Consider the following 25664-nt stretch of genomic DNA (forward strand, 5'->3'; position numbering starts at 1 on the left):
CCATATACCTACATTTTGCATTGCGAGGTGTTTTACAAGTGTATCATTCGAAACTGAAATCAAAAGAACTGGATGCTTTGTTTGAGGCGGTGCTGTCTCTTAAAAGCGAAGAAGAGTGCTATATGTTTTTTGAGGACTTGTGTACCGTCGCGGAGCTTTCGGCGATTTCTCAACGTTATAAAGTCGCGCAGATGTTGAAGGATGGGATTACCTGTCATGCGATTGCGGGAAAAACCGGAGCCTCTACCGCGACGATTTCGCGTGTAAACCGCTGCCTTAACTATGGGACTGGCGGCTACTGTACAATTCTTGAAAGAAACGGGAAAAAGGGAGAATAATAATTTTGTATCAACTGAACGAACGGCAAAGGCAAGCGGTGGAGACAATTTCGGGAGCCGTACTCGTTCTTGCGGGCGCGGGGAGTGGAAAAACGCGCGTCCTAACCGAGCGGGTAGCGTATTTGATCAACGAGAAAGAGGTAGCGCCGTGGCAAATCCTGGCGATTACATTTACCAATAAAGCGGCGCAGGAAATGAAGGAGCGCATTGCCGGCGTTGTAGCTGCGGATATGCGCGATATGTGGATTAGCACGTTTCATGCAATGTGCGTGCGTATGCTTCGAAGATATGCGGAGGCGCTGGGATATACCAAAAATTTCCTGATTTACGATACGGACGATACACTGCGCCTGTTAAAAAAAATTTTGGAACGAATGGGACTTAAGGAAAACAAGAGCTATTCCGACCGTTATATTAAAAATTTAATCAGCAAATATAAAAACGACAATACTACGCTTGATTTTGAACAATATGCGGAAGAACGCAATCCGTTTATCGCAGAGTATGCCGGAGAGATATTTGACGAGTATACTCAGGAACTTCAGAAGCAAAATGCAATGGATTTTGACGATCTGCTTTTGAATACATTACTGCTGCTCGAGACAAACGGGGATGCGCGGACATATTACCAGAATAAATTTCACTATGTTTTGGTAGACGAGTATCAGGACACCAATATGGTTCAGTATAAACTGATTAAAATATTGTCGGCCGGATACGGCAATATATTTGTAGTTGGTGACGACGATCAATCCATCTATGCGTTTCGCGGTGCAAATATACGAAATATTCTTGAGTTTGAAAAGGATTTTCCAGGGGCAACGGTAATCCGTTTGGAACAGAATTACCGATCGGATAAAAAAATTCTCGATGTGGCCAATTGTGTGATTAAAAATAACGAAGGACGCAAGGGAAAAACGTTGTGGAGCGATATTGACCGGGGAGAAAAACCCGTACTTTATACGGCAAACAGCGAATATGAAGAGGCGGAAACCATTGCGCGGGAAATTCAACGATTATCCGACGAGGGGATGCGCTATGCGGATATGGCGATTCTGTACCGTATCCACACCCTTTCCAGAATACTGGAAGAAAAGCTTCGGCTTTACGCGATTCCTTATCGTATTTATGGAGGCATCAGCTTTTATGAACGCAGGGAAATCAAAGATATGGTTGCATATCTCAACATCATTGCGAATCCAGCGGCAGATTTACAGCTCCTGCGCATCATAAACACGCCGAAACGCGCTATCGGTGCGGCAAAAGTAGAGGCGCTCGTGCAGGCAGCGGACTACAACGGCATTTCTATTCTTGAAGTAATGCAAAACGCAAATGTTTTACTCACGGATAAAGCGCTTATAAAAAAGGCGGATGAATTTTGCGAAATGTATGAACGCTTGAGTGAAAACTATACGGATATGAGCGTGCATGAAGTCATGGAACGCGCATATGAGGTATCGGGCTATAAAAAAATGCTTGAGGAGGAGCAAACCCCGGAGGCGGAAGCGCGTATCGAAAATATTGCAGAATTGATTAATTCCGCGTATACCTATGATGGAGAGGATGAGTCGTCATTGGAAGGTTTTCTGCAAAATATTGCGCTCATTACGGACCTTGACAGCATGGATGACCAGGGCGGTGTAACCCTGATGACGATGCACGCGGCCAAAGGGCTTGAATTCGACGCAGTGTTTGTTGCTGGCATGGACGAAAATATTTTCCCGAGCCAGCGTGCGATTGATGAAGATAATGTGGAGGAAGAACGGCGGTTATGCTATGTAGCGGTAACGCGTGCCAAGCAACGCCTGTATATGCTGCATTCCAATATGCGAACCCTTTACGGACGGATGCAGCCTTCGGTGCAATCGCGTTTCCTGGATGAAATTGATAGCGACTTGCTGAACTGTATCGGACGAAAAAAACCGGTGATTTCGCAAAAGCCGGCCGCCGTGAAGGGAAAAACCGATTTATTTTCGGGCGGGTTTAGCATCCAGAAGAAGGCGTCACCGCAAAAAGTGACAGGGAACTACGATATCGGTACGGTCGTGGAACATAAGACGTTTGGCCGCGGTAAGGTGAAGAGCATTGCGGGCGAAGGCGATTCCCGTGTAGCCGTAGTGGATTTTTACGAAGTGGGCGAAAAGAAAATGTTCCTCGCCTTTGCATCCTTAAAGATTTTAAAGTAGGCGGTGTCCCGTATGGAACGTATGAGAGAACTGATTGACCAACTGAATGATTATGCATACCGGTATTATGTATTGGATGATCCGGCAGTTTCTGACGCCGAGTATGACAAAATATACGATGAACTGTCTGCACTTGAGAAGAAGACTGGAAAAATCGAGCCTGATTCTCCCACGCAGCGTGTGGGCGGAAAACTTCTGGAAGGCTTCCAAAAGCATACGCACCTTGCGCCACTGTGGAGCCTTGACAAGGCACAGAGTATCGGGGATGTCGTCGCGTGGCAGGAGCGTACCAACAAGCAAATGAAGGCACTTGGGCTGCCGGATGCCAGCTATTCCCTCGAATACAAGTTTGACGGCCTTACGATCAACCTAACCTATGACGGCGGATATCTCATCCGTGCAGCAACGCGCGGAAATGGAATTGTGGGGGAAGATGTCACCGAACAGGTAAAAACGATACAGTCTATCCCTTTAAAAATTGGTTTCGCTGGCAAAATGGAGGTACAGGGAGAGGCGATCATGCGTCTCTCAGTACTGAAGAAATATAATGAGACGGCAGATGAGCCACTTAAAAATGCACGCAATGCGGCGGCGGGGGCGATTCGGAACCTTGACCCAATACAGACCGCAAAAAGGCATTTGGATGCCTTTATTTATAACGTTGGATATATTGAAGGCAAGGTATTTCAAGACCATCAAGAGATGATTTCTTTCCTGCGGGATAATAGGTTCAACGTTAGTACCTATGAAAAAGTTTTTTCTGATGTAACGGATATTGAGGCGGCGGTAGATAAGGTTGAGCGGACAAGAGACCGGCTTGATTTCTTAATCGATGGTATGGTCATTAAAATTACGGATTTTAAAACAAGAGAGGCGCTTGGGTATACGCAAAAATTTCCGCGTTGGGCAATTGCCTATAAATTTGCGGCGGAAGAGATGACTACCAGGATACTTGACGTGACATGGGATGTCGGGAGAACGGGAAAATTGACACCGCTCGCACATCTTGAGCCGGTTGAACTTGCAGGAGCAACAATTCGCAGGGCAACGCTCAATAATTACGAGGATATTATGCGCAAGCATGCCGCGATCGGCGCAAATGTTTTTATTCGGCGTTCGAATGACGTGATTCCCGAAATTTTGGGAGCATCACCCGTACAGGACGGTGAACTCGCTCCCATCGAAAAACCGGTCTATTGCCCGGCCTGTGGAACAGAGCTCGAGGAAGTCGGACCGAACTTGTTTTGCCCGAATTCCCTGAATTGTAAGCCACAGTTGACTTCGCGTATGGTGCACTTTGTGTCGCGTGATGCCATGGATATTGAAAACCTCAGTGAAAAAACCATTGAATTGATTTTCGAAAAACTGGATATTAAGGATATTGCCGCGATTTACACGTTAACGGGTGAACAGCTTTTAGCACAGGAAGGATTTAAGGAAAAAAGGACGGAAAACATTCTTTCTGCCATTGAGAAGAGCAAAACGCCTCCGCTTGCAAATTTTATTTATGCGCTGGGGATTTCCAATGTCGGGAAAAAAACGGCGAAAGATCTTGCGCGGACCTTCCGGACTTATGAGCGCCTGAAGGAGGCCAAGTTTGAAGAACTGGTAGAAATTCGTGATGTGGGAGAAATTGTGGCCAAAGATGTCGTGGAGTTTTTTCACAATGAAAATTATATGCGCGTTGTGCAGGAACTGTTCGACGCAGGCGTGCAGCCGCAGGAAGATGCGGGGGTTGTGACAGGCGGAAAATTCGAGGGAAAAACATTTGTACTTACGGGAACGCTTACCCAGTATACGCGCAAGCAGGCACAGGAACTGATCGAAGGGCTTGGTGGAAAAACAAGCTCGTCCGTCAGCAAAAAAACGGATTATGTGCTGGCAGGAGAAGATGCGGGCAGCAAACTTAGGAAAGCGCGGGATCTGGGCGTGGCTGTGCTTTCAGAAGATGAGTTTAAAGAAATGCTATAAAAGGAGGATCGAATTATGTTGAAGGAAAGAGCAAGGGAATACTATCAGGAAAAAGACTGCAACTGTGCGGAAACGATTATTCGGGCGGCAAACGATGAATATGGGCTTGGAATTAATGAGGAAGGCCTGAAGGCGTTTGGCGGGTTTGGCGGCGGAATGCAATGCGGCAGCATCTGCGGCGCGGTATGTGGCGGAATTGGCGCGATCAGCGCGAAAGAAATTGAAACAAATGCACATCACACCGAAACGCTCAGCCCAAAGTGCCAGGCGATGATGAACGGATTCAAAGAGAAGTTCGGCAGCGCGTTTTGTACGAAAGTTCGCAAAGAAAATTTTGAGAAAAATGGCAGCCAATGCTGGAAGGTTGTGGAAGGCGCGGCAGAGGTTTTGGAAAAAATTATGAAATAAGCGCAAAAGGGGAATGAAGTGATGTTCATTCTCCTTTTTAGACTATTCATTGTGGCCGTATTTATGTTATAATAAATGATTGTTGAACGACTATGAAAAAAGGATGGAACACACATGCGCGTTACATTGGAAGAAGTGGAAAGAATTGCATCCCTTTCGATGCTTAGTCTCGATGAGGAGAAGAAAATAATGCTCCGGAAAAATCTGGACGATATATTGGGCCATGCACAAAAGCTCAATGAACTGGATACCGAAGGGGTAGAGCCGACCTCATACATCCTGAAGCAACAGAATGTTGTGCGTGAAGATATTCCCGGCAAGGTATGGGAACGGAAAGATATGCTGAAAAATGCGCCGGAGAAGGAAGATGGCTTTTTCACGGTGCCAAAGGTTGTAGATTGACGGAGGAAACAGAAAAGATGGAACTAACCGCACTCAATATTGTGCAGGCAGCGGAACTGCTTGCAAAAAAGGAGCTGTCTTCAACTGAATTGACGCAGGCCTATCTCGACCGTATAGAGAAAGTAGAGCCTAAGGTAAACGCGCTTGTAACGACCTGTGCGGAAGATGCGCTGGAATCCGCGAGGCACGTGGATGAAAAACGCGCCAAAGGAGAAGCGCTTGGACGCCTTGCAGGGATCCCCACAATTATCAAGGATAATATGTGCACCAAGGGAATCCTTTCTACGGCCTCTTCAAAAATGCTGTATAACTATAAACCGGTTTACGACGCGACGGTCATTGAGAAGCTGAAAGCGCAGGATTATGTATTGCTTGCGAAAGCAAATATGGATGAATTTGCCATGGGATCTTCCACAGAGACCTCTTATTTTGGCGTAACGAAAAATCCGTGGGATACTTCGCGCGTTCCCGGCGGATCATCGGGTGGAAGCGCTGCGTGTGTCGCGGCGGACGAATCCGTATTTTCTCTTGGCTCCGATACCGGAGGGTCTGTTCGCCAGCCGGCGGCATTTTGCGGAGTCGTAGGGCTAAAGCCAACCTATGGAACGGTTTCGCGGTTCGGGCTTATGGCGTTTGCTTCTTCATTGGATCAAATTGGACCGCTGACTAAAACGGTGGAGGACTCCGCTCTCGTACTGGATGTCATTTCAGGGAACGATAAAAAAGATTCCACCTCAGCGATCATGGAATATCCGCATTATGGCGAAGGAATGAAAAAGGATATCAAAGGGCTGAAAGTCGGTATTCCAAAGGAATATCTGGAACAGGAAATTGATCCGGAAGTCAGGCAGTCCTATCTTGACGCCATTAAGCTATTTGAAGACATGGGGGCGATCGTCGAAGAGACATCCCTTCCTACTTTTGATTATGCGCTTTCCGCCTATTATGTCATCGCTTCCGCAGAGGTGGCCTCCAATCTTTCGCGGTTTGACGGAATTCGCTATGGGTACCGTACAGAACATTACAGCGATCTCAAGGAAATGTATAAAAATACACGGTCTGAAGGTTTCGGCGACGAAACCAAGCGCCGCATCATGTTGGGGAACTATGTTTTGAGTTCAGGGTATTATGACGCTTATTACTTGAAGGCGCTTAAAGTGAAAACACTTATCAAAAATGATTTTGACCGCCTGTTCAGCGAATATGATATTCTTCTTTCACCCACCGCTCCCACACCGGCATTTAAAATTGGCGCAAAAGCAACGCCACTTGAAATGTATGTGAACGATTTGTTTACCGTGCCGGTCAACATTGCGGGCGTAACTGCAATTTCCGTTCCGTCGGGCGTGACGGGCGAGGGACTTCCGGTTTCCGTACAAATGATCGCAAAGGCATTTGACGAAAATACGATGTTCCGTGCAGCATGGAATTTTGAACAAGCTGTAAAATTTGATAAAAAACCAACGTTGTAATGGAGAAATGCGATGAAATATGAAACTGTAATTGGCCTTGAAGTACACGTGGAAATGGCGACTGAAACCAAAATTTTCTGCGCTTGCAAAAATGAGTTCGGCTCGCAGCCCAATACAAACGTATGTCCTGTATGCCTTTCCATGCCCGGCACGCTGCCTGTTCTGAATGAACAAGCCGTGGAATATGGCGTGCGCGCAGGATTGTCCCTAAATTGTGAAATTCCCAATTATTCCAAGCTCGACAGGAAAGGGTATTTTTATCCCGACCTTGCGAAAGCCTACCAGATTTCGCAATACGATTTTCCGCTGTGTTCCCGCGGAGAGGTGGAAGTCGAAGCTGATGGAGCCAAGCATAAAATTGGTATTACGCGCATTCATATTGAAGAGGATGCAGGAAAATTGATCCACCAGGGAACGGAAAGTTTCGTGGATTATAACCGCGGCGGTGTCCCACTGATGGAAATTGTGACGGAGCCTGATTTCAGGAATGCGGCGCAGGTGAAGGCTTTCCTTGATACGGTGCGTGCAAACATGGAATATATCGGCGTTTCCGATTGTAAAATGGAGGAAGGTTCCATGCGTTGCGATATCAATATTTCTGTACGTCCGGTTGGTGAAACAGAATATGGAACGCGGACAGAACTCAAAAATATCAACAGCATTTCGGCGGCGCAGCGCGCCATTGAGTACGAGGCAAGGCGGCATATTGAAGTAATTGAAGATGGTGGAAAAATTGTACAGGAAACGCGGCGTTGGGATGACGTCAAAGGTAAGACGTTTCCCATGCGGGATAAGGAAGAAGCGCATGATTACCGTTATTTTCCAGATCCGGACCTTGTGCCGGTTTACCTTACGGATGAACGCATCTCAAAAATCAAAGCGGCTTTGCCGGAACTTCCGGCCGCCAAACGTGAACGCTATGTGAATGAATTCAATCTGCCTGAATATGATGCGGGCATTCTTACCATGTCGAAATATACGGCAAAATTTTTTGAGGACAGCGTTGCCATTTACAATGAGCCTAAAGCTATCAGTAATTATATTATGGTGGATTTGGCACGGCTGCTGAAAGAAAACAATATGGAAGCCAAGGATATTCCCATATCTCCAAAAGATTTTACAGATCTTTTGAAACTGGTAAGCGATGGGATTATTAACTCAAGCGTTGGCAAACAAGTGTTCGAGGAAATGTTCAAGACGGGGAAAAAGCCTGCGCAGATTGTTGAAGAGAAGGATTTAAAGCAGAATGACAACGCAGATGAGATTCTGGCGCTCGTACAAAAAATAATTGCGGATAATCCCAAGCCGGTTGCAGACTATAAAGGCGGCAACAAAAAGGCAATGACCTTTTTTGTGGGCCAGGTAATGAAGGCAACGAAGGGAAAAGCCAACCCTAAAACGGTCAATGAACTTGTAAAGGCGGAGCTTGATAAAGCATGAGGCAGGGAAAACTGACAAATGCAAAGCTGCGGGAGCTTGTGATCGACAATATCGAGCCGCGAAACGCGGAAACAGTTGTTGGAGCAGGCGTAGGCGAGGACTGCTGTGCCGTTATGACAGACGATTTGTGCGTCGTTTCCACGGATCCGATTACCGCTGGTGGAAAACAAACGGGAGTGCTTGCCATCCATATCAATGCGAACGATATTGCCGCCGCCGGCGCAAAGCCGATTGCCGCGCTCGTGACTTTGATGATCCCGCCTACAGCGGAAGAAGAACAGATCCGAACGCTGATGAATGAACTGGCACATACGGCGCGGCCGCTTGGCATTGATATTATCGGCGGGCATACAGAAGTTACGGATAGTGTGACGCGTATGGTAGTTTCGGTAACGATGATCGGCAAGCCTGTCGTCAAGGGAAAAATGTTTAAAACGGCAGATGTTCTTCCGGGCGATGACCTTATCATGACAAAATATGCGGGGCTTGAAGGAACAGCAATTATCGGTTCGGATTTTGCCGGGGAACTCGGTCTCACGGCCGGCGAACAGGAACAGCTTTCCAAAATAAAAGAATCACTGAGTGTCGTAAGAGATGGTGAGATTGCGGCAAAGATAGAAGGTGTCCATGCGATGCATGATATCACGGAAGGCGGCATTCTCGGTGCGGTATGCGAGATGTGCGAGGCATCGGGCACGGGAGCGCGTATCAATCTTTCGGCTGTCCCCGTGCTTCCTTTGACCAAAAAGATCTGCCGGTACTATGGGCTGGATGTCTATGGGCTGATTTCTTCAGGGAGCATGATGATTGCAGCTAAGGATGGGAATCAGGTCGTAAAGGAAATGAGGGCAAATGGTGTGCCCGCCGCAGTGATTGGAAAAGCTGGAGAAGAAGGAGTTTATGATTTGTCTGCGGGAAGCAAACGTGAAATTACTCCGTATCCGGCGGATGAATTATACAAGGTATTGGAAAGAGGTCTATGATTGTGCTATAATAATAGCCAATAATTTTTTTGAAAGAGGTATGCGCGTTTGAAAAGCATGACGGGCTTTGGGAAAAGTGAAATTGCGGAGGACGGCAGAAAACTGCGGGTAGAGATCAAAACGGTTAACCATCGCTTTCTCGATATCAGCATCCGCGAACCACGCTTCATGGTTTTTTTGGAAGATGAGGTACGCAAATATATCAAGCAAAATGTAAGCAGGGGAAGGGTAGATGTATTTATCTATTATTCGTCTGAGCGCGAGGATGCAAAAAACGTGGTTATAGACATGCCGCTCATTACCGCATATATGAAAGCAGCGGAAGGGATCAGCAAGCAATATGGGATTGAAAATGATCTTACTGTGACAAGCCTGATGAGGCTTCCCGATGCAGTGACCTATGAAGATGAAAACTCAGACGAAGACGCTCTGAGAAAGCTGTTGTTTACAAACCTCGATGCGGCCCTCTGTGAACTGAAACAGGCACGTGAAAAAGAAGGAGAGCAGCTGAAAAAGGATATGCTTAAGCGTCTCGATACAATTCTTGTTTACGTCAACAATATTGCTTCCAAGGAAGATATTGTGGTTTATGAATATAAAATGAAATTGAAAGAGCGGTTGCAAGAGCTTCTTGACGGCACAGAAGTTGATGAACAACGCCTTGCGCAGGAAGTAGCGTTTTATGCGGACAGGTGTAATATTACCGAAGAACTGGTGCGCCTGAGAAGCCATGTGAAACAATTTAAGGCCGCGGCAGAAGAAGATACGCCTCAGGGCCGTAACATGGACTTTATCGTGCAGGAATTGAACCGTGAATTCAATACCATTGGTTCTAAGACGCAGGACGGCGATATCTTAAAACAGGTCATTGCCGGTAAAGGGGAAGTAGAAAAAATCAGGGAGCAGATACAGAATATCGAATAGGAGCATAGCATGGCAATTAAACTTATTAACATTGGCTTTGGTAACATTGCCTCGGCAAACCGGCTGGTTGCAATCGTCAGTCCTGAGTCGGCACCCATTAAGCGCATTATTTCAGAGGCACGCGCAGCGGGGAGGCTGATTGACGCAACCTACGGGAGGCGTACGCGTGCGGTTGTAATCATGGACAGTGACCATGTAATCTTGTCAGCTGTGCAGCCTGAAACGGTTGCGAACCGCATTGTGACAAAAGATACGGATGATTCTGATGATTGAGGAAGTTTAACTTATGGGAAAAACAGGGAAATTGATCGTAATTTCCGGGCCGTCAGGCGCCGGCAAGGGAACGATTGTGGATCAGCTTTTGAAAAGCGGACAATACGAGCTTTCCATTTCCTGCACAACACGCGCACCACGCGGCCAGGAAAAGGAAGGGGTAAATTATTTTTATAAATCCAGGGAAGAGTTTGAGCGGATGATTTCGGATCAGCAGTTTCTGGAGTATGCAGACGTATTTGGCTGCTATTACGGGACGCCCAAGGATTATGTATTGGGGAAATTGAACGAAGGAAAAAATGTAATTCTTGAAATTGACGTACAGGGCGCTTTGCAAGTAAAAAAGAATTATCCCGACACAATGATGATCTTTATTCTGCCTCCTTCGGAGGAAGTGCTCCTCGCCCGGCTTCGTGGCCGTGGTACGGAAACGGAAGAGCAGATTAATAAACGGTTTGGCAAAGCAAAAGCTGAGATGGAACTTGCGGACAAATACGATTATTCGGTAGTAAATGACGACCTGATGACGGCGGTTTCGGAAGTCAGGCAAATGATAGAGAAAGGTTAACGGAGGTTTTATTTTATGATACATTTGGAATTGAATGATTTATTGGCAAAAGTAGATTGCAGGTATACGTTGATTGTTGAAACGGCAAAACGTGCGCGGCAGCTCATAGACGGCGCGCAGCCGCTGACGGAACCAGCTGATAAAAATCCTGTCTCGCAGGCTGTTGATGAAATTTTGCACGATAAAGTAACGTATATTCGCGTAACAGATGGAATCAAATAAAGATGCTGGATGGAAAAAACGTCCTTTTGGGCGTAACGGGCGGCATTGCTGCCTATAAGGCCGCCAATCTTGTAAGTATGTTGAAAAAGGAAGGAGCGGACGTGGATGTCGTGATGACGGAAGCGGCCACTCGCTTTGTCGCACCTCTTACTTTTGAAACATTGAGCAAAAATGCGGTAGCAATAGATTTGTTTTCGCGTGAAAAGCCATGGGAGGTGGAACATATTGCCCTTGCCCAGAAGGCAGACATTGCGATTGTGGCGCCTGCTACGGCTAATACGATTGCAAAACTCGCGTGTGGGATCGCGGATAACATGCTGACGACGACCTTACTTGCGTGTACGTGCCCAATCTTCATCGCGCCGGCGATGAATACGGCAATGTTTGAGAATATTGCTACGCGGGTTAACTTGCAGATTTTAAAAGATCGCGGTTATATTGTACTTCCTGCCGCAGAAGGAGAACTTGCCTGCGGACAAACAGGAGCGGGCCGTATGCTTGAACCGGCCGATATTTTATCTGCTGTAGAGAAAGCGCTTAAAAAAAAAGGTGATTTTAGCGGTAGAAAATTCCTAATTACGGCAGGACCAACGAGAGAAGCGATTGATCCGGTGCGTTACCTGACAAACCGTTCCTCAGGGCGCATGGGCTACGCGCTTGCGGCTGCGGCAGTTGCACGCGGCGCAGAGGTTTTGCTCATTTCAGGGCCTGTCGCTCTTGAAAGACCACGGGGAGTAGAAGTTTATCCGGTACAAAGCGCGGAAGAAATGTACCAGAGCGTTATGTCCCTGAAAGACAAGGCGGATATTATCATCATGTGCGCAGCCGTAGCAGATTATACGCCTGTAACCTGCGCAGAACACAAAATGAAAAAACAGGAGAGGCTCAGGATAGATCTGACCAGAACGAAAGATATCCTTGCGGAACTTGGGAAAGACAAGCAGGCCTTCCTGGCCGGGTTTGCAGCAGAGACGCAGAATCTTGAAGGATATGCGAAAGATAAACTCAGCCGTAAGAATTTGGATATGATTATCGCAAATGATGTATCTGGTCCGGAAACTGGTTTTGACAGCGAATATAATGCGGTTTCGATTTATACGGAAAAAGGAGCCGCCGTACATCTCGAAAAAGATACCAAACGCAATTTGGCGGACCGTATCCTTACGGAAATCGCAAAAAATATCTGACGGCGGATAGCGCTCTTTTAGGAGCGCTATTTTGAAATGGAGGAAACGGATCATTGTATGCCCGGGTTATTGTAGATATTTCCCACACACAGGTAGACCGTGTATTTGAATACAACATTCCTGAAAAAATGAATATCCGTCCAGGCATGCGCGTCAGGGTTCCCTTTGGCCATATGCGGGATACGGAAGGCATTGTAATCGGCCTTGAAGAAACGTCTGAGTATGAAGCGAATAAAATCAAGGAAATTATTTGTCCACTTGATGATTTTTGTGCGCTCACAGAGGAACAAATCAAACTTGCCAGCTTTATTAAACAGAAATACAATACGACACTCGCAGCCGCACTCCGCTTCATGCTTCCCGCGCAAGTGCGTGGAGGACGGGTCTCGGTTAAAACACAAACTAGGGTCCGCCTGCTTTTGAGCGGACCGGCGTTGCAGCGTGTGGAGGAAGGGTTACTCAAAAAGGATGGGAGCGTTAAATATCCGAGGCAATGGGAAACGCTTTCCCTTTTAAAGGAACAGGGGGAATTGCCTGCGTCGGAGTTAAACGGATCCGCGGTGAAATCCCTTGAAAAAAAAGGGGCTGTGGAGCTGGTTCGTGCCGAAATTGCCCGGATTCCTTTCCAAAAGAAGGTCATCCGTATTGACGATTACGGCCTTACCGAAAAACAAAAGGAAATTCTGGACCGTATTCGGGCTGGGGGAAAGCGTTTTTTACTGCACGGGGTAACGGGAAGTGGAAAGACGGAAATTTATATTCGGGTAATGCGCGACTGCCTTGCGCGGGGGAAAACAGCTATTCTGCTCGTCCCTGAAATTTCCCTTACACCCCAAACCTATACGTTCCTGAAGCAGCGGTTTGACGAGGAAATCGCCGTGTTTCATTCCGGTCTTTCGGCAGGAGAGCGGTTCGACGAGTGGATGAAGGTAAAACGCGGGAAAGCTAAAATTGTACTTGGGGCGCGCTCAGCGGTATTTGCGCCGCTTGAAAACCTTGGAGTTATTATCATAGACGAAGAGCATGAAACAAGCTACAAGGCAGATAATTACCCGAAATATACGGCGCATGAAATTGCAAAGGAGCGCTGCCGCCTCAATGATGCAATTTTGATTCTGGGGAGTGCGACGCCGCAAATTGAAACCTATTTTCGAGGGATCCGTGGCGAATATGAAATATTAAAGATGCCCAACAGGCTTTTTGGCCTGCAGCTTCCCGCCGTTGATATCGTGGATATGTGCAATGAATTAAAAAACGGCAATCGAACGGCAATCAGCGGCAGATTATATGATGAACTTGAGCGCACGCTTGCTGACGGAAAGCAGGCGATGTTGTTTTTGAATCGGCGGGGATATTCCACATTTGTTATGTGCCGATCATGCGGCTATGTAGTGAAATGTGATAGCTGTGACGTGACAATGACTTATCATAAAGCGCAGGATATCCTGAAATGCCATTACTGTGGACGGACAAAGACGCCGGAGACAGTATGCCCGGAATGCGGGAAACCGCATTTGAAATATTTTGGTATGGGGACGCAGCAAATCGAGGAACAAGTGAAAGGACTGTTTCCCTACGCGCGCATTCTGCGTATGGATCTCGATACTATGGGAAATAAGGATGCTCACATCAAGCTGTTTGAGGATTTTGCAGCCCATAAAGCGGATATCCTGATCGGTACACAGATGATTACAAAAGGATTTGATTTCCGTGACGTGACGCTATCCGCCATTCTTGCAGCAGATACAATGCTGAATATTCCGGATTACCGCAGTGCGGAACGCACCTTCTGCCATATTACACAGATTGCCGGACGTGCGGGCAGAAAAGAGCCGGGAACAGTTATCCTGCAAACTTACAATCCGATGCATTATGCGGTGCAGCATGCGAAATATCATGATTACGTAGGATTTTACAACGAGGAAATCGCTTTGCGGGAAATGGCACAGCTTCCGCCTTTTTCCACGTATGTTCAGCTTCAGTTTTCCGGGCAGAAGGAAGAACAGGTAATCGCTGCCGTGAAGGATTTCATCGGGAAATTAAAAGCGGTGCTATTGCCGCATAAACGTGGTATAATAAGTATAAAGGCATCCGAAGCAGCAATTAAACGGATTCGTGATATGGAACGGTATCACATACTGATTCATTTAAAAAACGATGAAGGGCTGGTCGGGCAAATTTATACGTTATTCAATCAAACGAAATATGTAAACGTACTGACCGGCATCGATATCAATCCGGTCAATATGGCGTGACGGAGGAATCATATGGCAACAAGAACCATACTTTTAAAGGATAATCCGAGGCTGCGGAAGACCTCGCGTCCTGTAACAAAAATCAACAAGCATATTACAGATCTTTTGGATGATATGGCACAAACAATGTATGAAGCCCGTGGAGTCGGCCTTGCGGCTCCCCAGGTAGGAGTATTGCGGCGCGTTGTGGTAATCGACGTGGGGGAAGGGCTTATGGAGCTCATCAATCCGGTCATCGTGCAATCCGAAGGACAACAGCGAGTGGAAGAGGGTTGCCTGTCCCTCCCTGACGACGTAGGATATGTGATTCGTCCGGCTAAGATTACAGTGCGTGCATTGGACCGGAACGGCGTAGAACATGAATATACGGGAGAAGACCTTCTGGCACGCGCCTTTGCGCACGAAATCGATCACCTGGACGGGATTTTATTTACAGACAAAATGGTGGAGCGCGTGGAGCCGGACGAAACCGGAGAGAATGTGGATGAACAAGAACTTTAAGATTGTTTTTATGGGGACGCCTGCTTTTGCAGTCCCTTCCCTTAAAATGCTGATTCGGGAAAAATATAATGTTGCGGCTGTCATTACGCAGCCGGACCGAAAAGCCGGGAGAGGGCATAAACTGACGCCTCCGCCTGTTAAAGTCGTTGCGGAAGAAGCGGGGATTCCCGTATATCAATTTGAAAAAATCCGTGTGCAGGAGGGAGTTTCCCTCTTGAAAGAACTGGCTCCCGATGTAATGATTACGGCGGCATTCGGGCATATTCTGACAGAAGAGATTCTTGCAATTCCCGGCTATGGCTGCATCAATGTGCATGCGTCGCTGCTGCCCAAGCTACGCGGAGCCGCCCCTATTCAATGGGCCATTATCAACGGCGAAAAGAAAACGGGTGTAACAACGATGTACACTGCGCTTGCCCTCGATGCAGGCGATATTCTGGAACAGGAGAGCATCGATATCCCAGAAGAAATGACAGCTGGCGGTCTTTATGATAGACTCAGCATCTTGGGAGCAGAGGTATTGGAAAAAACACTCCAAAAACTTGCGGACGGAACGCTTGTGCGTACGCCGCAGAATGAAGCGGAGGCAACGTATTTTCCGATGTTTAAACGCGGATTTGGAGAAATTGATTTTACAAAAAATGGAAACGAAATCCGCGACTTTGTGCGTGGAACCAATCCGGCGCCGGGAGCCTATATGATGTATCATGATGAAAAAATAAAAGTCTACCGAGTTGCTGTGCATGAATATTCTGGATCCGAACCATGCGGGACTATATTATATGCGGACAGTAAGCGGGGGCTTGGAATCCGGTCGGCGGACGGAATGGTTTCCATCGAAGAATTAAAGCGCTGCGGCTCCCGCTGTATGGATGCAAGGGACTGTTTGTGCGGCAGGGCTCTTGAGGTCGGATATGTATTTGAAAGACAGGGAGAACGGTAAAGATTGAATGCAAGACAGGCGGCGCTTGAGATTATATCAAATGTGCTGAAAAACGAAAGTTATCTGAATTTGGAATGTAAGCGCGTATTATCCACGGGCTGGAGCGTGGAAGATAAGCGCTTTATTACTGCGCTTGCGAATACGACAATTGAAAACTTGTTCCGTATTGATTACGTACTTCGGCAATTTATTACGGCTAAGCGGGTCCATTCCGTCATTCTGAATATTTTGCGCCTCGGAGCCTGCCAGCTTTTATTTTTTGAGTCAGTGCCCGTTTCGGCGGCGGTAAATGAAAGTGTAAAACTCGCGGAGAAATCTGGAAAACGGCAGCTCAAAGGCTTTGTAAACGCCGTTTTGCGCAATTTATCTAAAAATTTTGGGAAAATACAGTACCCGGACCGGGATGAGGATCCCGTGGAATATTTCCATGTGTTTTACAGTTATCCCAAGTGGCTTTGTGAAAAATATATTCGTGAATATGGCGAGGAACAAGCCGAACAAATGATGAGCTATACAGGCGATCGTTCATTGACCTGTGTGCGCCTGAACCGTTTAAAATCAGATTTTTTCCCCATGGAGTCTTTGCCCGGTCTTTATTGCGAGGATGCGCATTATATAAAAGGAATGACGGCTGTCGACCAAATGCCTGAATTCCTGGAAGGACAGGTGGCGGTGCAAGGAGAAGCATCCCAGGTGACAGTGTGCGCAGCCGGAATCGGCAAAACAAATACGGTTTTTGACGCATGTGCCGCCCCGGGCGGAAAAAGCGCCTATGCCGCCTGGTTTGCACGGGAAGGAGCGGTTGTTTCCGTGGAGCTGCATGAACACAGGGCAAACCTCATGAAGCGTACCTTTGAACGGCTGGGCGTAAAAAATGCCGAAATTCATATTGCTGATGCCTCGAAATATCGGGACGAATGGAGGGAAGCTTTTGACGTAGTGCTTGCGGATGTGCCGTGCAGCGCCCTTGGCCTTTTATACCGGAAGCCTGACATCAAAATTTTTAAGAAAGAAGAAGATATCCCGGAGCTTGTACAAATTCAACGTAATATTCTTGAAACTTGTTCTTCCTATGTGAAGCCAGGCGGAACACTGCTCTATTCTACCTGCACGATTGACCGTGATGAAAATGAGGAGAATATCCACGATTTTTTAAAGCGCCATCCGGAATTTGAGGAAGATATACTAAGCCCATTTTTGCCCGGAGAGCTGAAGGAACGGACAGATACCGGAATGTTGCAGCTTTTCCCACATATTGACAGTATCGATGGATTTTTTATGGCGAGGCTGAAACGGATATGAAAAAAATTTTGATGGATTTTAGCCTGAGAGAATTAAAGGAAGAGTTTGAGCGGATCGGAGAAAAAGCTTTTCACGCAAAGCAAGTAATAAAGTGGCTTGCTCTACAAAAACCAATTGAAGAAATGACAGATCTTTCCATAGCGCTGCGCGGGAAGCTGCGCCGAAGCTATACGGAGGGATATGCAGAAACATGCCGCGTACTCACGGCGGCAGACGGTACCAGGAAATACTTGTTTCGCTATGAGGACGGAAGCACGGTAGAAAGTGTATTTATGCAAAAGGAATACGGAAATACCGTATGTATCTCTACACAGGTTGGATGCAGGATGGGATGTGCGTTTTGTGCCTCGTGCAAAGATGGATGGAAGCGAAATCTTACAGCAGGCGAGATTCTCGCGCAGGTAGTTGCGGTAAATGCGGCCCAGGGCGAGGGACGGAATATAAATAATATTGTCCTGATGGGAATGGGGGAGCCATTTGACAATTACGAAAATGTTGTGAAATTTATCCGCATGGTAAACAATTCTGCCGGAATGGGAATCGGGTTAAGGGGAATTTCCCTTTCGACCTGCGGTCTGGTGGAGGGAATAGAACGTTTCGCGGAAGAAGGGCTCGGCGTCACACTCTCTATCTCCCTGCATGCTGCTTCGGACGAAAAACGGATACAGATTATGCCGACTGCCCAAAAATATAAAATACATGAAATACTCAGTGCGGCAAAAACCTACTTTTTAAAAACGGGCCGCCGTATTATAATAGAGTATGCCATAATTGACGGTTTTAACGATACAAAAGAAGATGTTTTTTTGTTAAAAGATATCCTGCATGGTATGAATTGCCACGTAAACCTGATTCCACTTAACGGAAACGACGGCCTGAAGCTAAAAGCACCGGACAAGCGCAAGGTTTATGCATTTTGCGCAATGCTGGAAAAGGAAGGAATTTCCGCTACGGTCAGAAAGTCTATGGGCGGCGATATTGCAGGAGCTTGCGGACAGCTTAGGCAGCAATATATTGGCGAAAATGAGGGCAAGGCATGAAAACGGTAGCATTGAGCCACATCGGCAAGGTCAGAACGACAAATGAAGATTCTATCCTGGTTCATGATAGGGGAAAGCCTTATTATATGCTCGTGGCGGACGGCATGGGCGGGCATGCGGCCGGGGAAGTAGCAAGCGGAATGGTGTGCACTGAGCTTGAACGCTATATCAAAGGTTTGAACGAAGAGCATTTAAGTGAGAAGCAAATTTTGGATGCGGTCCGTTTTGTAAACCAACGCCTGATTGATGCGGTAGAAAAAGAACCGGCTTTTCAGGGAATGGGAACAACTCTTACTTTTGCTGCGTTCGAGGGAGATAAAATCACCATTGCCCAGGTGGGAGATTCACGCGCCTACCATAAAAGCGCGGATGATATTTGTAAAGTTACCAAAGACCACACCTATGTGCAGCACCTTATAGACAGTGGTGTTATCAAAAAAGGAGCGGCAGAAGATTATCCATTCAAGAATATCATTACACGTTCTGTCGGGATGAAGGATGTTGAGGTTGATTTTTTCACGATTGAATGGAAGAATGACGATATTCTTTTGTTGTGTTCGGACGGATTATCCAATTATACGAATAAAAAAATTATGTTTGATATTCTGTCTGCTCCAGATAGTCTTGAAGAGAAAGCGCAGAAGCTTGTTGACGTAGCGCTTGCCGGCGGCGGAAAAGATAATATTTCGGTTGTACTCGCACAGCGCACGCAAGAAGGGAGTACGCCATGATCGGACCGGATACGGTGCTTGCCGGACGTTATCGGTTGATCGAACAGATAGATTCGGGTGGTTCCGCATATATTTATAAGGCAATGGACGAACTCACAAAACAGATCGTTGCCGTGAAGGTTCTGAAACCAGAACTCACGGAAAACGAAGAATTTGTGCAGCGTTTCAAAAAGGAAGTGCAGGCTGCAGCCAAACTTCGCCATGCAAATATTATCCGTGCCTACGACGCAGGGCTCGATAACGGAACCTATTATATTGTAATGGACCTTATCGAAGGGAAGACGCTGAAACACCTGATTAATGTCAATGGGCCATTGCCAATCAAATATGCGGTTGCCGTAGCAAAAAAGATTTGCCTCGCCTTGGAATATGCGCATGTAAAGGGATTTGTGCACAGGGATATCAAGCCGCATAACGTAATGATCGATATGACGGGCGAACCTTATATTGCAGATTTTGGAATCGCGCGAAATCTTGCGCAAAATACAATTACGGCGGAAGAAGGAAGCGTTATGGGTTCCGTCCATTATTTTTCCCCAGAGCAGGCGCGCGGAGAGCGGGTAGATAAGCGCTCCGATATTTATTCCCTAGGAATTTTGATTTATGAAATGGTGACTGGTAAAGTGCCGTTTGACGCGGATACCTCTGTTGCCATTGCATTGAAGCATATCAACGATCCGATGCCTGACGCACGGGATGAAATGCCATCGATTCCGGAAAGCATCAATAAGATTATCCAAAAAGCAACGCAAAAGGATAAACATTTTCGGTATAAATCTGCGTTTAACATGTATGAAGATCTGCAGCGGTGCCTGTCCGAACCGGATGGAGAATATGTTAAATACAGCGAAAGCAAACGGACACAGCAGCATCTTGAGGAAGCGCATGCAAAACGCTCAAAACAAAGCGTAAAACGGTTGATTCTGACATTTGGAGTTGCGGCAGTTGTTGTTTTCGCTATTATAGCAATTGTGAGCGCTGTAATCAATTTTAATGCGGAGCGTCCTGTTCCCTTGCAAAACTTTGTGGGTATGACGGAGAAAAATGCCGTTGAGGCCGCCCAGAAGATAACGTCCATGCCAACGATAACCTATGAAAATTCTTCGGAAGCGGAAAAAGGTGTTGTTATACGGCAGGATCCGGCAGCAGGAACGGCTTTTAAGAAAGAAGATCCGCTGACGCTCGTTGTAAGTAACGGGACCGGATCCGATATTATGCCGAATGTCACGGATATGGACATAACGCAGGCAAGAAAGATATTGTTGGAAAACGGGATTGAATTAAATCAAATCGTCGAAGATACAAAAGGCGATATGCCTGTCGGATACGTAATCGAGCAGCATCCTGCAGCAGGGGAATCTGTGACCCAGAGCGGGAGTGTGTGGCTTACAGTAAAAGCCTCGCCGGACGTCCAAAAGGTTGTGATTCCCAATGTGCAGAGTATGAATATTGCAGACGCATTGGGTGTTCTGAAACTTAGGGATTTGAGCCTGTTTTTCATTTATGAGAAGGGAAGCAGCGAACAGAAAGGCGTCGTAATTTCCCAGAGTCCGCAGGAAAATACGGAATTGGCTACCGACAAGCCCGTTATGCTTACGATTCCTGAACCGGAAGGAAGAAGATACCGGCTTAGCGAGCCCATTGACCTGAATATCCCAAAGGATGCCACTTCGCTTCGCATCGGCGTCCCCGGCGACATCGATGGAACCCCTGTTTACTATATTATTTATGATACGATGGTAGAATCGGGAGATCATGCGATTGAACCGACTGGCACAATCATTATGGATTCCGATGAAGAGACCATTCAGAAGGATATTGTAATCTTTTTGGACGGTATCCAAGTTAAGACGGAAAGCGTAGAATTCACAAGGAGGTAAAGCCTTATCAGGGGAAGAATTATAAAAGGAATCGGCGGCTTTTATTATGTCAGCGACGAAGAAGGCAGCGTTCACGAATGCAAAGCGCGCGGCCGGTTTCGAAAGGAAAAAATGAAGCCTATGGTTGGAGATCTTGTGGACTTTGCAGATCTTTCGGGATATAGTTCGATTGAGGAGATATTGCCGCGCAAGAATGCGATGAAGCGTCCTGCCGTAGCGAATCTCGACAGAATGCTCCTTGTCCTTTCTGCGGGGAAGCCTATGCCCGATTTGCTGCTTGCGGATAAATTGTTGATTCAGGCGAAACAAAGCGGGATCCATCCGGTAATTGTAATCAACAAAACAGATATGGATTTCCAATATGCGCAGGAACTGGAAAAGCAGTATGCATACTATGATACGATTCTTACATCTGCGAAAGACCATGAGGGTATTGATTTGTTGGAAGAAAAAATTCGCGGAAAGTGCGTATGCCTTGCGGGCCAGTCGGCGGTTGGTAAATCTTCGCTGATTAATCGGCTTGATGAATCTTTCGGGCTGGAAACGGGCGGGCTGAGTAAAAAGACGGATCGCGGCAAACATACAACACGCCAGGCAGAATTGTTTTATGTCGAGAATTGTGATGCCTACGTGGTGGATACCCCCGGCTTTTCGATGTTTGAAATGAATTTAAATAAAGACGAAATCGCAGGATATTATCCTGAATTCTGTACTTTTGGAAAACAGTGCAGATTTATCTCCTGCCTGCATGACCGTGAACCGGATTGCGGTGTGAAGCAGGCAGTAGAAACAGGAGAAATTAACCGCGAACGTTACGAACGGTATTTGCGGATTATTCATTCTTTGGAGGAAAAATGATATGACGAAAGTAGCACCTTCTTTACTGTCGGCAGATTTTTGTAACATGGAGCAGGGCGTGCGGATGATGGAACGTGCGGGCGCGGATTATCTTCATTGCGATATTATGGATGGCGTATTTGTTCCCAATATTTCATTTGGATTTCAAATGATTTCCCGCCTCAATGAAATTACGGATATACCGCTCGATGTACATTTAATGATTGTGCAGCCGGAACGCTATATTGAGCGTTTTGCGCAGGCTGGTGCAGACTTCATTACAGTGCATGCCGAAGCAACGGATCATTTGCAGCGCGTTTTAAAGCAAATTGCACAATGTGGGAAAAAGCCGGGAGCTGTTTTAAATCCTGCAACGCCGCTGGAAATGGTGAAGTATGTTCTGGATGACGTAGATATGATTTTATTAATGTCGGTAAACCCGGGATACGGAGGACAAAGCTTTATTCCAGCTATAATGCAGAAAGTGGAGGATCTTCGTACAATGATTGACACAACGGGTAAGAAAATTGATATTGAAGTGGATGGTGGCGTTGATATGAAAAATTGTACCCGGCTGCGGGAGGCGGGAGCAACTGTTCTTGTTGCTGGCAGCGCAGTATTTGGCGCGGAAGATCCGGCACAAGCGGTACGTGTATTGCGGGGCGAGTAAAAATGAAAGCTTTATTGGTTGCGTCTGGCCTTGCGCCGCATCGCGGGCTGTTTTTACGCGCAGTCCGCGATGCAGACCTTACGATTGCGATTGATGGTGGATTGCGGATTTTTCAGGAATATGGTGTAACGCCGCATCTTATTGTAGGGGATATGGACTCTGTGGATGCGGGACTTTTAGAGTCTTATCGGGAAAAAAGCATTCTGGTGACGGCTCCGGCAGAAAAAAACGAGACAGATACAGCGCTCGCAGTGGATGAAGCGGTGGAACGTGGGGCGGATCAAATATTGCTTCTTGGAGCGACGGGAGGACGGATTGACCATCTGCTTTCCAATCTTATGTTGCTAAAATATGCCATGAATAAGGGAGCCATCCTGACGATGGAAGATGATGAGCAGGAAATCAGCCTCCACCGCGGAACATTCGATTTATTCGGAAACGAAGGGCAGACCATATCAATTATTCCTATGAATAAGCAGGCAGTAGTAACTGCCCGCGGTTTATATTATCCATTGGACCGCCTGGTTCTGACAAATGAAAAACCGCGTGGAGTAAGCAACGTATTTCAAAAAAAACACGCTGTAATTGAAAGCGACGATTTCGTATTTATTTGCAAGGATAAACAATAAAAACAGGACAGATGCCAGAGCATCTGTCCTAAATATTGTCATGATTTTGAATTACACGTAGCGTTCGACTTTTCCGGAACGAAGGCAACGTGTGCATACGTACTTTCTTGTGGGAGTCCCATTTTCAATGACTCTGACACGCTGTACGTTGGGAGCCCAGATTCTTTTTGACGTTCTGTGCGAGTGACTGACCTTGTTGCCGGATGAAACGCCTTTTGAACAAATCTCACAATATTTTGCCATCTAAAACACCTCCCTCTTGGTGTATACGTTCAAACAGCGTTTATTTTACCATTAATGGCCTTCGAATGCAAGTGTTTTTTGGAAATGTACGTTAATTTGCTTTCCTTTGGACGGATATGCGATTGATATTGATAAAAAGTTGTTATATAATAACTATTAATAAACCATTAGGAGGTTTTCTCATGAGTGCAAGTTTAAAGATCGATTTGGGAACGGTAACCTATACGGAAGACTATATTGCATCGATTGCAGGGTACAGCGCGCTCGAATGCTATGGCCTTGTTGGAATGTCGCAAAAAAATATTACGGAAATGATTTCCAATTTATTTAAAGGCGATAATTTAAAAAAAGGAGTGCGGATTAAAACCGACGGATCCGAGAATATCGTTGTAGAACTGTATATTACGGTGAAATACGGCGTTTCTTTGTCAGCGGTAGCGGAAAATATTATCGACAAAGTGAAATACTCAATTGAAAAAGAAACGGGTCTCAATGTACAGAGCGTAGATATTATTGTACAGGGGATCCAAATCTAAGGGGGAACTCGAATTGATCGAACTGCTGGATGGGCAGCAATTTAAAGACATGATTGTGGGGGCTGCCGCCACCCTTGAAAAAAACAAGGATGCTTTGGATGCGCTGAACGTATTTCCCGTGCCGGATGGCGATACGGGAACGAATATGTCGCTTACGATGATTTCAGCGGCAAAAGAAGTAGCGGCGGCAGATCCTTCTGATATGAAAGCCATCGTGCAGGCATTAAGCCTGGGTGCACTGAAAGGCGCACGCGGAAATTCCGGCGTGATTCTTTCACAGATTTTTGCCGGGGTTGCGGACACGCTTTCGAAAGCAGACGGCAAAATTGATACTTCCATCTTTGCGGCAGCTTTCCGCAACGGCGTTGATTACGCATATAAGGCGGTGATGAAACCCAAAGAAGGTACGATTCTCACTGTCGCGACGAAAATGGCTGAAGCAGCGGAACTCATGGCCGAAAAATCAGACGACCTGTATGCACAGCTTGAATATGTTATTCAGGAGGGTGAGAAGGCCTTGAAAGAAACCCCTGAACAGCTTCCGGTACTCAAGGAGGCCGGCGTGGTGGATGCAGGCGGCGCAGGGTTTCTGGCTATTATAATGGGTCTCAAGGCCGTTCTGGACGGTGTAGAAGTTGATTCTGAAAATATTCTGGATTCCGATGGTGTGGTCGTTGATTTTACAAATCTCGATGCTGGAACTGAAGATATCCAATTTGGCTATTGTACGGAATTTTTCATTAAGAACCTCTATCCTGAGGTAAAAGAACGCGACATCGATACTTATCGAAATAATCTTTCGAAAATAGGCGACTGCGTACTTGTGGTTGGGGATCTGACTCTTGTAAAAACCCACGTACATACCAACGAACCTGGATTGGCACTTCAGTATGCGCAGATTTTAGGAGAACTCAGCCATATCAAGATTGACAATATGCGCGAGCAGCACCGCGAACTTTCCGAACTTGCCCCTGATATTAACGTCGCGGAGCAAAAAGAATTAAAGCAAATTGCTGTTGTGGCGGTTACGGCAGGTGATGGAATCAAGACGATTTTTCAAGATTGGCAAATTGAAGCATTCGTCGAAGGCGGGCAGTCTATGAATCCATCCACGGATGATATTTTAAGAGCGGTAGAGGAAGCGCCGTCCAATAACGTTATTGTACTCCCGAATAATAAAAATATCATTTTGGCAGCGGAACAGGCAGCGGAAATGAGTGAAAAGAATGTGGTAGTGTTAAAGACAAAGTCTATTCCGCAGGGGATTGCAGCAGCGGTCGCTTATGATCCAGAGGCCGATCTGGAGGCGAATGTAAAGCGCATGGACAGGGTTATCAGCGAAGTAAAAACGGGGCTGATTACGCATGCTGTGCGCGACACTAAAATAAACGGAAACAGCATCAAACGAGATGACTTGATTGGAATTTCCGAAAGTGACATTGTAGCGAACGGTACCGACCTGAAAGATGTATTTGCCAGTCTTCTCGGTAAGATGGCGGATAAAGATTCGGAATTGATTACCATTTATTATGGTGAGGACGCAAACGAAGGCCAGGCAAATGAACTTGAGGAGTTATGCGGTGAAGCGTTCACGGATTGTGATGTAGAGGTGCATTACGGTGGGCAGCCGGTCTATCCGTACATCATTTCGGTGGAATGATATGATCTTGTGGCAAAAGCCGGCAAATATGTCGGCTTTTTTCTTTGAAAAGCATCAAAGTGG

26 protein-coding genes are annotated in these 25664 nt (G+C 46.5%); 25 read left to right on the forward strand and 1 reads right to left on the reverse strand.

Annotated elements, in window-relative coordinates; genetic code table 11:
- Positions 1–38: 38 nt before the first annotated feature.
- From H8S18_RS01695 to H8S18_RS01805, 23 genes are all read left to right on the forward strand, one after another.
- Complete coding sequence (locus H8S18_RS01695) at positions 39–338, forward strand: YerC/YecD family TrpR-related protein (protein WP_330598637.1); 300 nt, start codon at positions 39–41, stop codon at positions 336–338.
- Positions 339–343: 5 nt separating this feature from the next.
- Entirely contained in the window at positions 344–2524 is a 2181-nt protein-coding gene (locus H8S18_RS01700; RefSeq protein WP_186856576.1) for an ATP-dependent helicase, read from the forward strand.
- 12 nt (positions 2525–2536) lie between these two features.
- Positions 2537–4495, forward strand: a complete 1959-nt coding sequence (ligA, locus tag H8S18_RS01705; RefSeq protein ID WP_207721621.1) for an NAD-dependent DNA ligase LigA — start codon at positions 2537–2539, stop codon at positions 4493–4495.
- Between the two features lie 15 nt (positions 4496–4510).
- The gene (locus tag H8S18_RS01710) at positions 4511–4903 is read left to right on the forward strand and encodes a C-GCAxxG-C-C family (seleno)protein (RefSeq protein ID WP_186856578.1); all 393 of its coding nucleotides are present in this window, start codon (positions 4511–4513) and stop codon (positions 4901–4903) included.
- Positions 4904–5017: 114 nt separating this feature from the next.
- Positions 5018–5305, forward strand: a complete 288-nt coding sequence (gene gatC / locus H8S18_RS01715) for an Asp-tRNA(Asn)/Glu-tRNA(Gln) amidotransferase subunit GatC (protein ID WP_186856579.1) — start codon at positions 5018–5020, stop codon at positions 5303–5305.
- 17 nt (positions 5306–5322) lie between these two features.
- Positions 5323–6777, forward strand: coding sequence for an Asp-tRNA(Asn)/Glu-tRNA(Gln) amidotransferase subunit GatA (gene gatA, locus H8S18_RS01720; protein ID WP_186856580.1), 1455 nt, complete (start codon positions 5323–5325; stop codon positions 6775–6777).
- Positions 6778–6789: 12 nt separating this feature from the next.
- Positions 6790–8217 carry an Asp-tRNA(Asn)/Glu-tRNA(Gln) amidotransferase subunit GatB gene (gatB, locus tag H8S18_RS01725; RefSeq protein WP_186856581.1) on the forward strand — a complete coding sequence of 476 codons (1428 nt, stop codon included), beginning with the start codon at positions 6790–6792 and terminating at the stop codon, positions 8215–8217.
- Entirely contained in the window at positions 8214–9200 is a 987-nt protein-coding gene (locus tag H8S18_RS01730; RefSeq protein ID WP_186856582.1) for an AIR synthase family protein, read from the forward strand. Before gatB ends, H8S18_RS01730 begins: the two co-directional genes overlap by 4 nt.
- Before the next feature lie 57 nt (positions 9201–9257).
- On the forward strand, positions 9258–10124 hold the full coding sequence (locus tag H8S18_RS01735) for a YicC/YloC family endoribonuclease (protein WP_243165044.1): 867 nt from the start codon (positions 9258–9260) through the stop codon (positions 10122–10124).
- A gap of 9 nt (positions 10125–10133) precedes the next feature.
- Positions 10134–10397 carry an extracellular matrix/biofilm regulator RemA gene (remA, locus tag H8S18_RS01740; RefSeq protein ID WP_066518580.1) on the forward strand — a complete coding sequence of 88 codons (264 nt, stop codon included), beginning with the start codon at positions 10134–10136 and terminating at the stop codon, positions 10395–10397.
- A gap of 13 nt (positions 10398–10410) precedes the next feature.
- The gene (gmk, locus tag H8S18_RS01745) at positions 10411–10965 is read left to right on the forward strand and encodes a guanylate kinase (RefSeq protein WP_186856584.1); all 555 of its coding nucleotides are present in this window, start codon (positions 10411–10413) and stop codon (positions 10963–10965) included.
- 15 nt (positions 10966–10980) lie between these two features.
- Entirely contained in the window at positions 10981–11187 is a 207-nt protein-coding gene (gene rpoZ / locus H8S18_RS01750; protein ID WP_186856585.1) for a DNA-directed RNA polymerase subunit omega, read from the forward strand.
- Positions 11188–11189: 2 nt separating this feature from the next.
- Positions 11190–12374 carry a bifunctional phosphopantothenoylcysteine decarboxylase/phosphopantothenate--cysteine ligase CoaBC gene (gene coaBC, locus H8S18_RS01755; RefSeq protein WP_186856586.1) on the forward strand — a complete coding sequence of 395 codons (1185 nt, stop codon included), beginning with the start codon at positions 11190–11192 and terminating at the stop codon, positions 12372–12374.
- A 53-nt stretch (positions 12375–12427) separates the two neighbouring features.
- Positions 12428–14629 (forward strand): replication restart helicase PriA, encoded by a 2202-nt coding sequence (priA, locus tag H8S18_RS01760; RefSeq protein ID WP_186856587.1) that lies wholly within the window; start codon positions 12428–12430, stop codon positions 14627–14629.
- A gap of 12 nt (positions 14630–14641) precedes the next feature.
- Positions 14642–15130 (forward strand): peptide deformylase, encoded by a 489-nt coding sequence (gene def / locus H8S18_RS01765; protein WP_186856588.1) that lies wholly within the window; start codon positions 14642–14644, stop codon positions 15128–15130.
- Positions 15114–16073 (forward strand): methionyl-tRNA formyltransferase, encoded by a 960-nt coding sequence (fmt, locus tag H8S18_RS01770; protein WP_186856589.1) that lies wholly within the window; start codon positions 15114–15116, stop codon positions 16071–16073. The genes def and fmt overlap by 17 nt, the downstream gene beginning before the upstream one ends.
- Positions 16074–16076: 3 nt before the next feature.
- On the forward strand, positions 16077–17375 hold the full coding sequence (gene rsmB, locus H8S18_RS01775) for a 16S rRNA (cytosine(967)-C(5))-methyltransferase RsmB (RefSeq protein ID WP_186856590.1): 1299 nt from the start codon (positions 16077–16079) through the stop codon (positions 17373–17375).
- Positions 17372–18415 (forward strand): 23S rRNA (adenine(2503)-C(2))-methyltransferase RlmN, encoded by a 1044-nt coding sequence (gene rlmN, locus H8S18_RS01780; RefSeq protein WP_186856591.1) that lies wholly within the window; start codon positions 17372–17374, stop codon positions 18413–18415. The genes rsmB and rlmN overlap by 4 nt, the downstream gene beginning before the upstream one ends.
- Complete coding sequence (locus H8S18_RS01785) at positions 18412–19146, forward strand: Stp1/IreP family PP2C-type Ser/Thr phosphatase (protein WP_186856592.1); 735 nt, start codon at positions 18412–18414, stop codon at positions 19144–19146. The genes rlmN and H8S18_RS01785 overlap by 4 nt, the downstream gene beginning before the upstream one ends.
- Positions 19143–21026: a protein kinase domain-containing protein gene (locus H8S18_RS01790; protein ID WP_186856593.1), complete on the forward strand. Its 1884-nt coding sequence runs from the start codon at positions 19143–19145 to the stop codon at positions 21024–21026. Before H8S18_RS01785 ends, H8S18_RS01790 begins: the two co-directional genes overlap by 4 nt.
- Positions 21027–21047: 21 nt before the next feature.
- Positions 21048–21884, forward strand: coding sequence for a ribosome small subunit-dependent GTPase A (gene rsgA, locus H8S18_RS01795; RefSeq protein WP_330598661.1), 837 nt, complete (start codon positions 21048–21050; stop codon positions 21882–21884).
- 1 nt (position 21885) lies between these two features.
- Positions 21886–22533, forward strand: coding sequence for a ribulose-phosphate 3-epimerase (rpe, locus tag H8S18_RS01800; protein ID WP_186856595.1), 648 nt, complete (start codon positions 21886–21888; stop codon positions 22531–22533).
- A gap of 2 nt (positions 22534–22535) precedes the next feature.
- Positions 22536–23162, forward strand: coding sequence for a thiamine diphosphokinase (locus H8S18_RS01805; protein ID WP_186856596.1), 627 nt, complete (start codon positions 22536–22538; stop codon positions 23160–23162).
- Between the two features lie 51 nt (positions 23163–23213).
- On the opposite strand, the gene rpmB is transcribed toward H8S18_RS01805, so the two are convergent.
- Positions 23214–23405 (reverse strand): 50S ribosomal protein L28, encoded by a 192-nt coding sequence (gene rpmB / locus H8S18_RS01810; protein WP_074025768.1) that lies wholly within the window; start codon positions 23403–23405, stop codon positions 23214–23216.
- A gap of 182 nt (positions 23406–23587) precedes the next feature.
- On the opposite strand from rpmB, the gene H8S18_RS01815 reads away from it, so the two are divergent.
- Both H8S18_RS01815 and H8S18_RS01820 read left to right on the forward strand, forming a co-directional pair.
- Positions 23588–23941: an Asp23/Gls24 family envelope stress response protein gene (locus H8S18_RS01815; RefSeq protein ID WP_186856597.1), complete on the forward strand. Its 354-nt coding sequence runs from the start codon at positions 23588–23590 to the stop codon at positions 23939–23941.
- A 13-nt stretch (positions 23942–23954) separates the two neighbouring features.
- The gene (locus H8S18_RS01820) at positions 23955–25601 is read left to right on the forward strand and encodes a DAK2 domain-containing protein (RefSeq protein WP_243165025.1); all 1647 of its coding nucleotides are present in this window, start codon (positions 23955–23957) and stop codon (positions 25599–25601) included.
- Positions 25602–25664 lie beyond the last annotated feature (63 nt).

Source organism: Christensenella tenuis (assembly GCF_014287795.1).
GTDB classification, from domain to species: domain Bacteria; phylum Bacillota; class Clostridia; order Christensenellales; family Christensenellaceae; genus Christensenella; species Christensenella tenuis.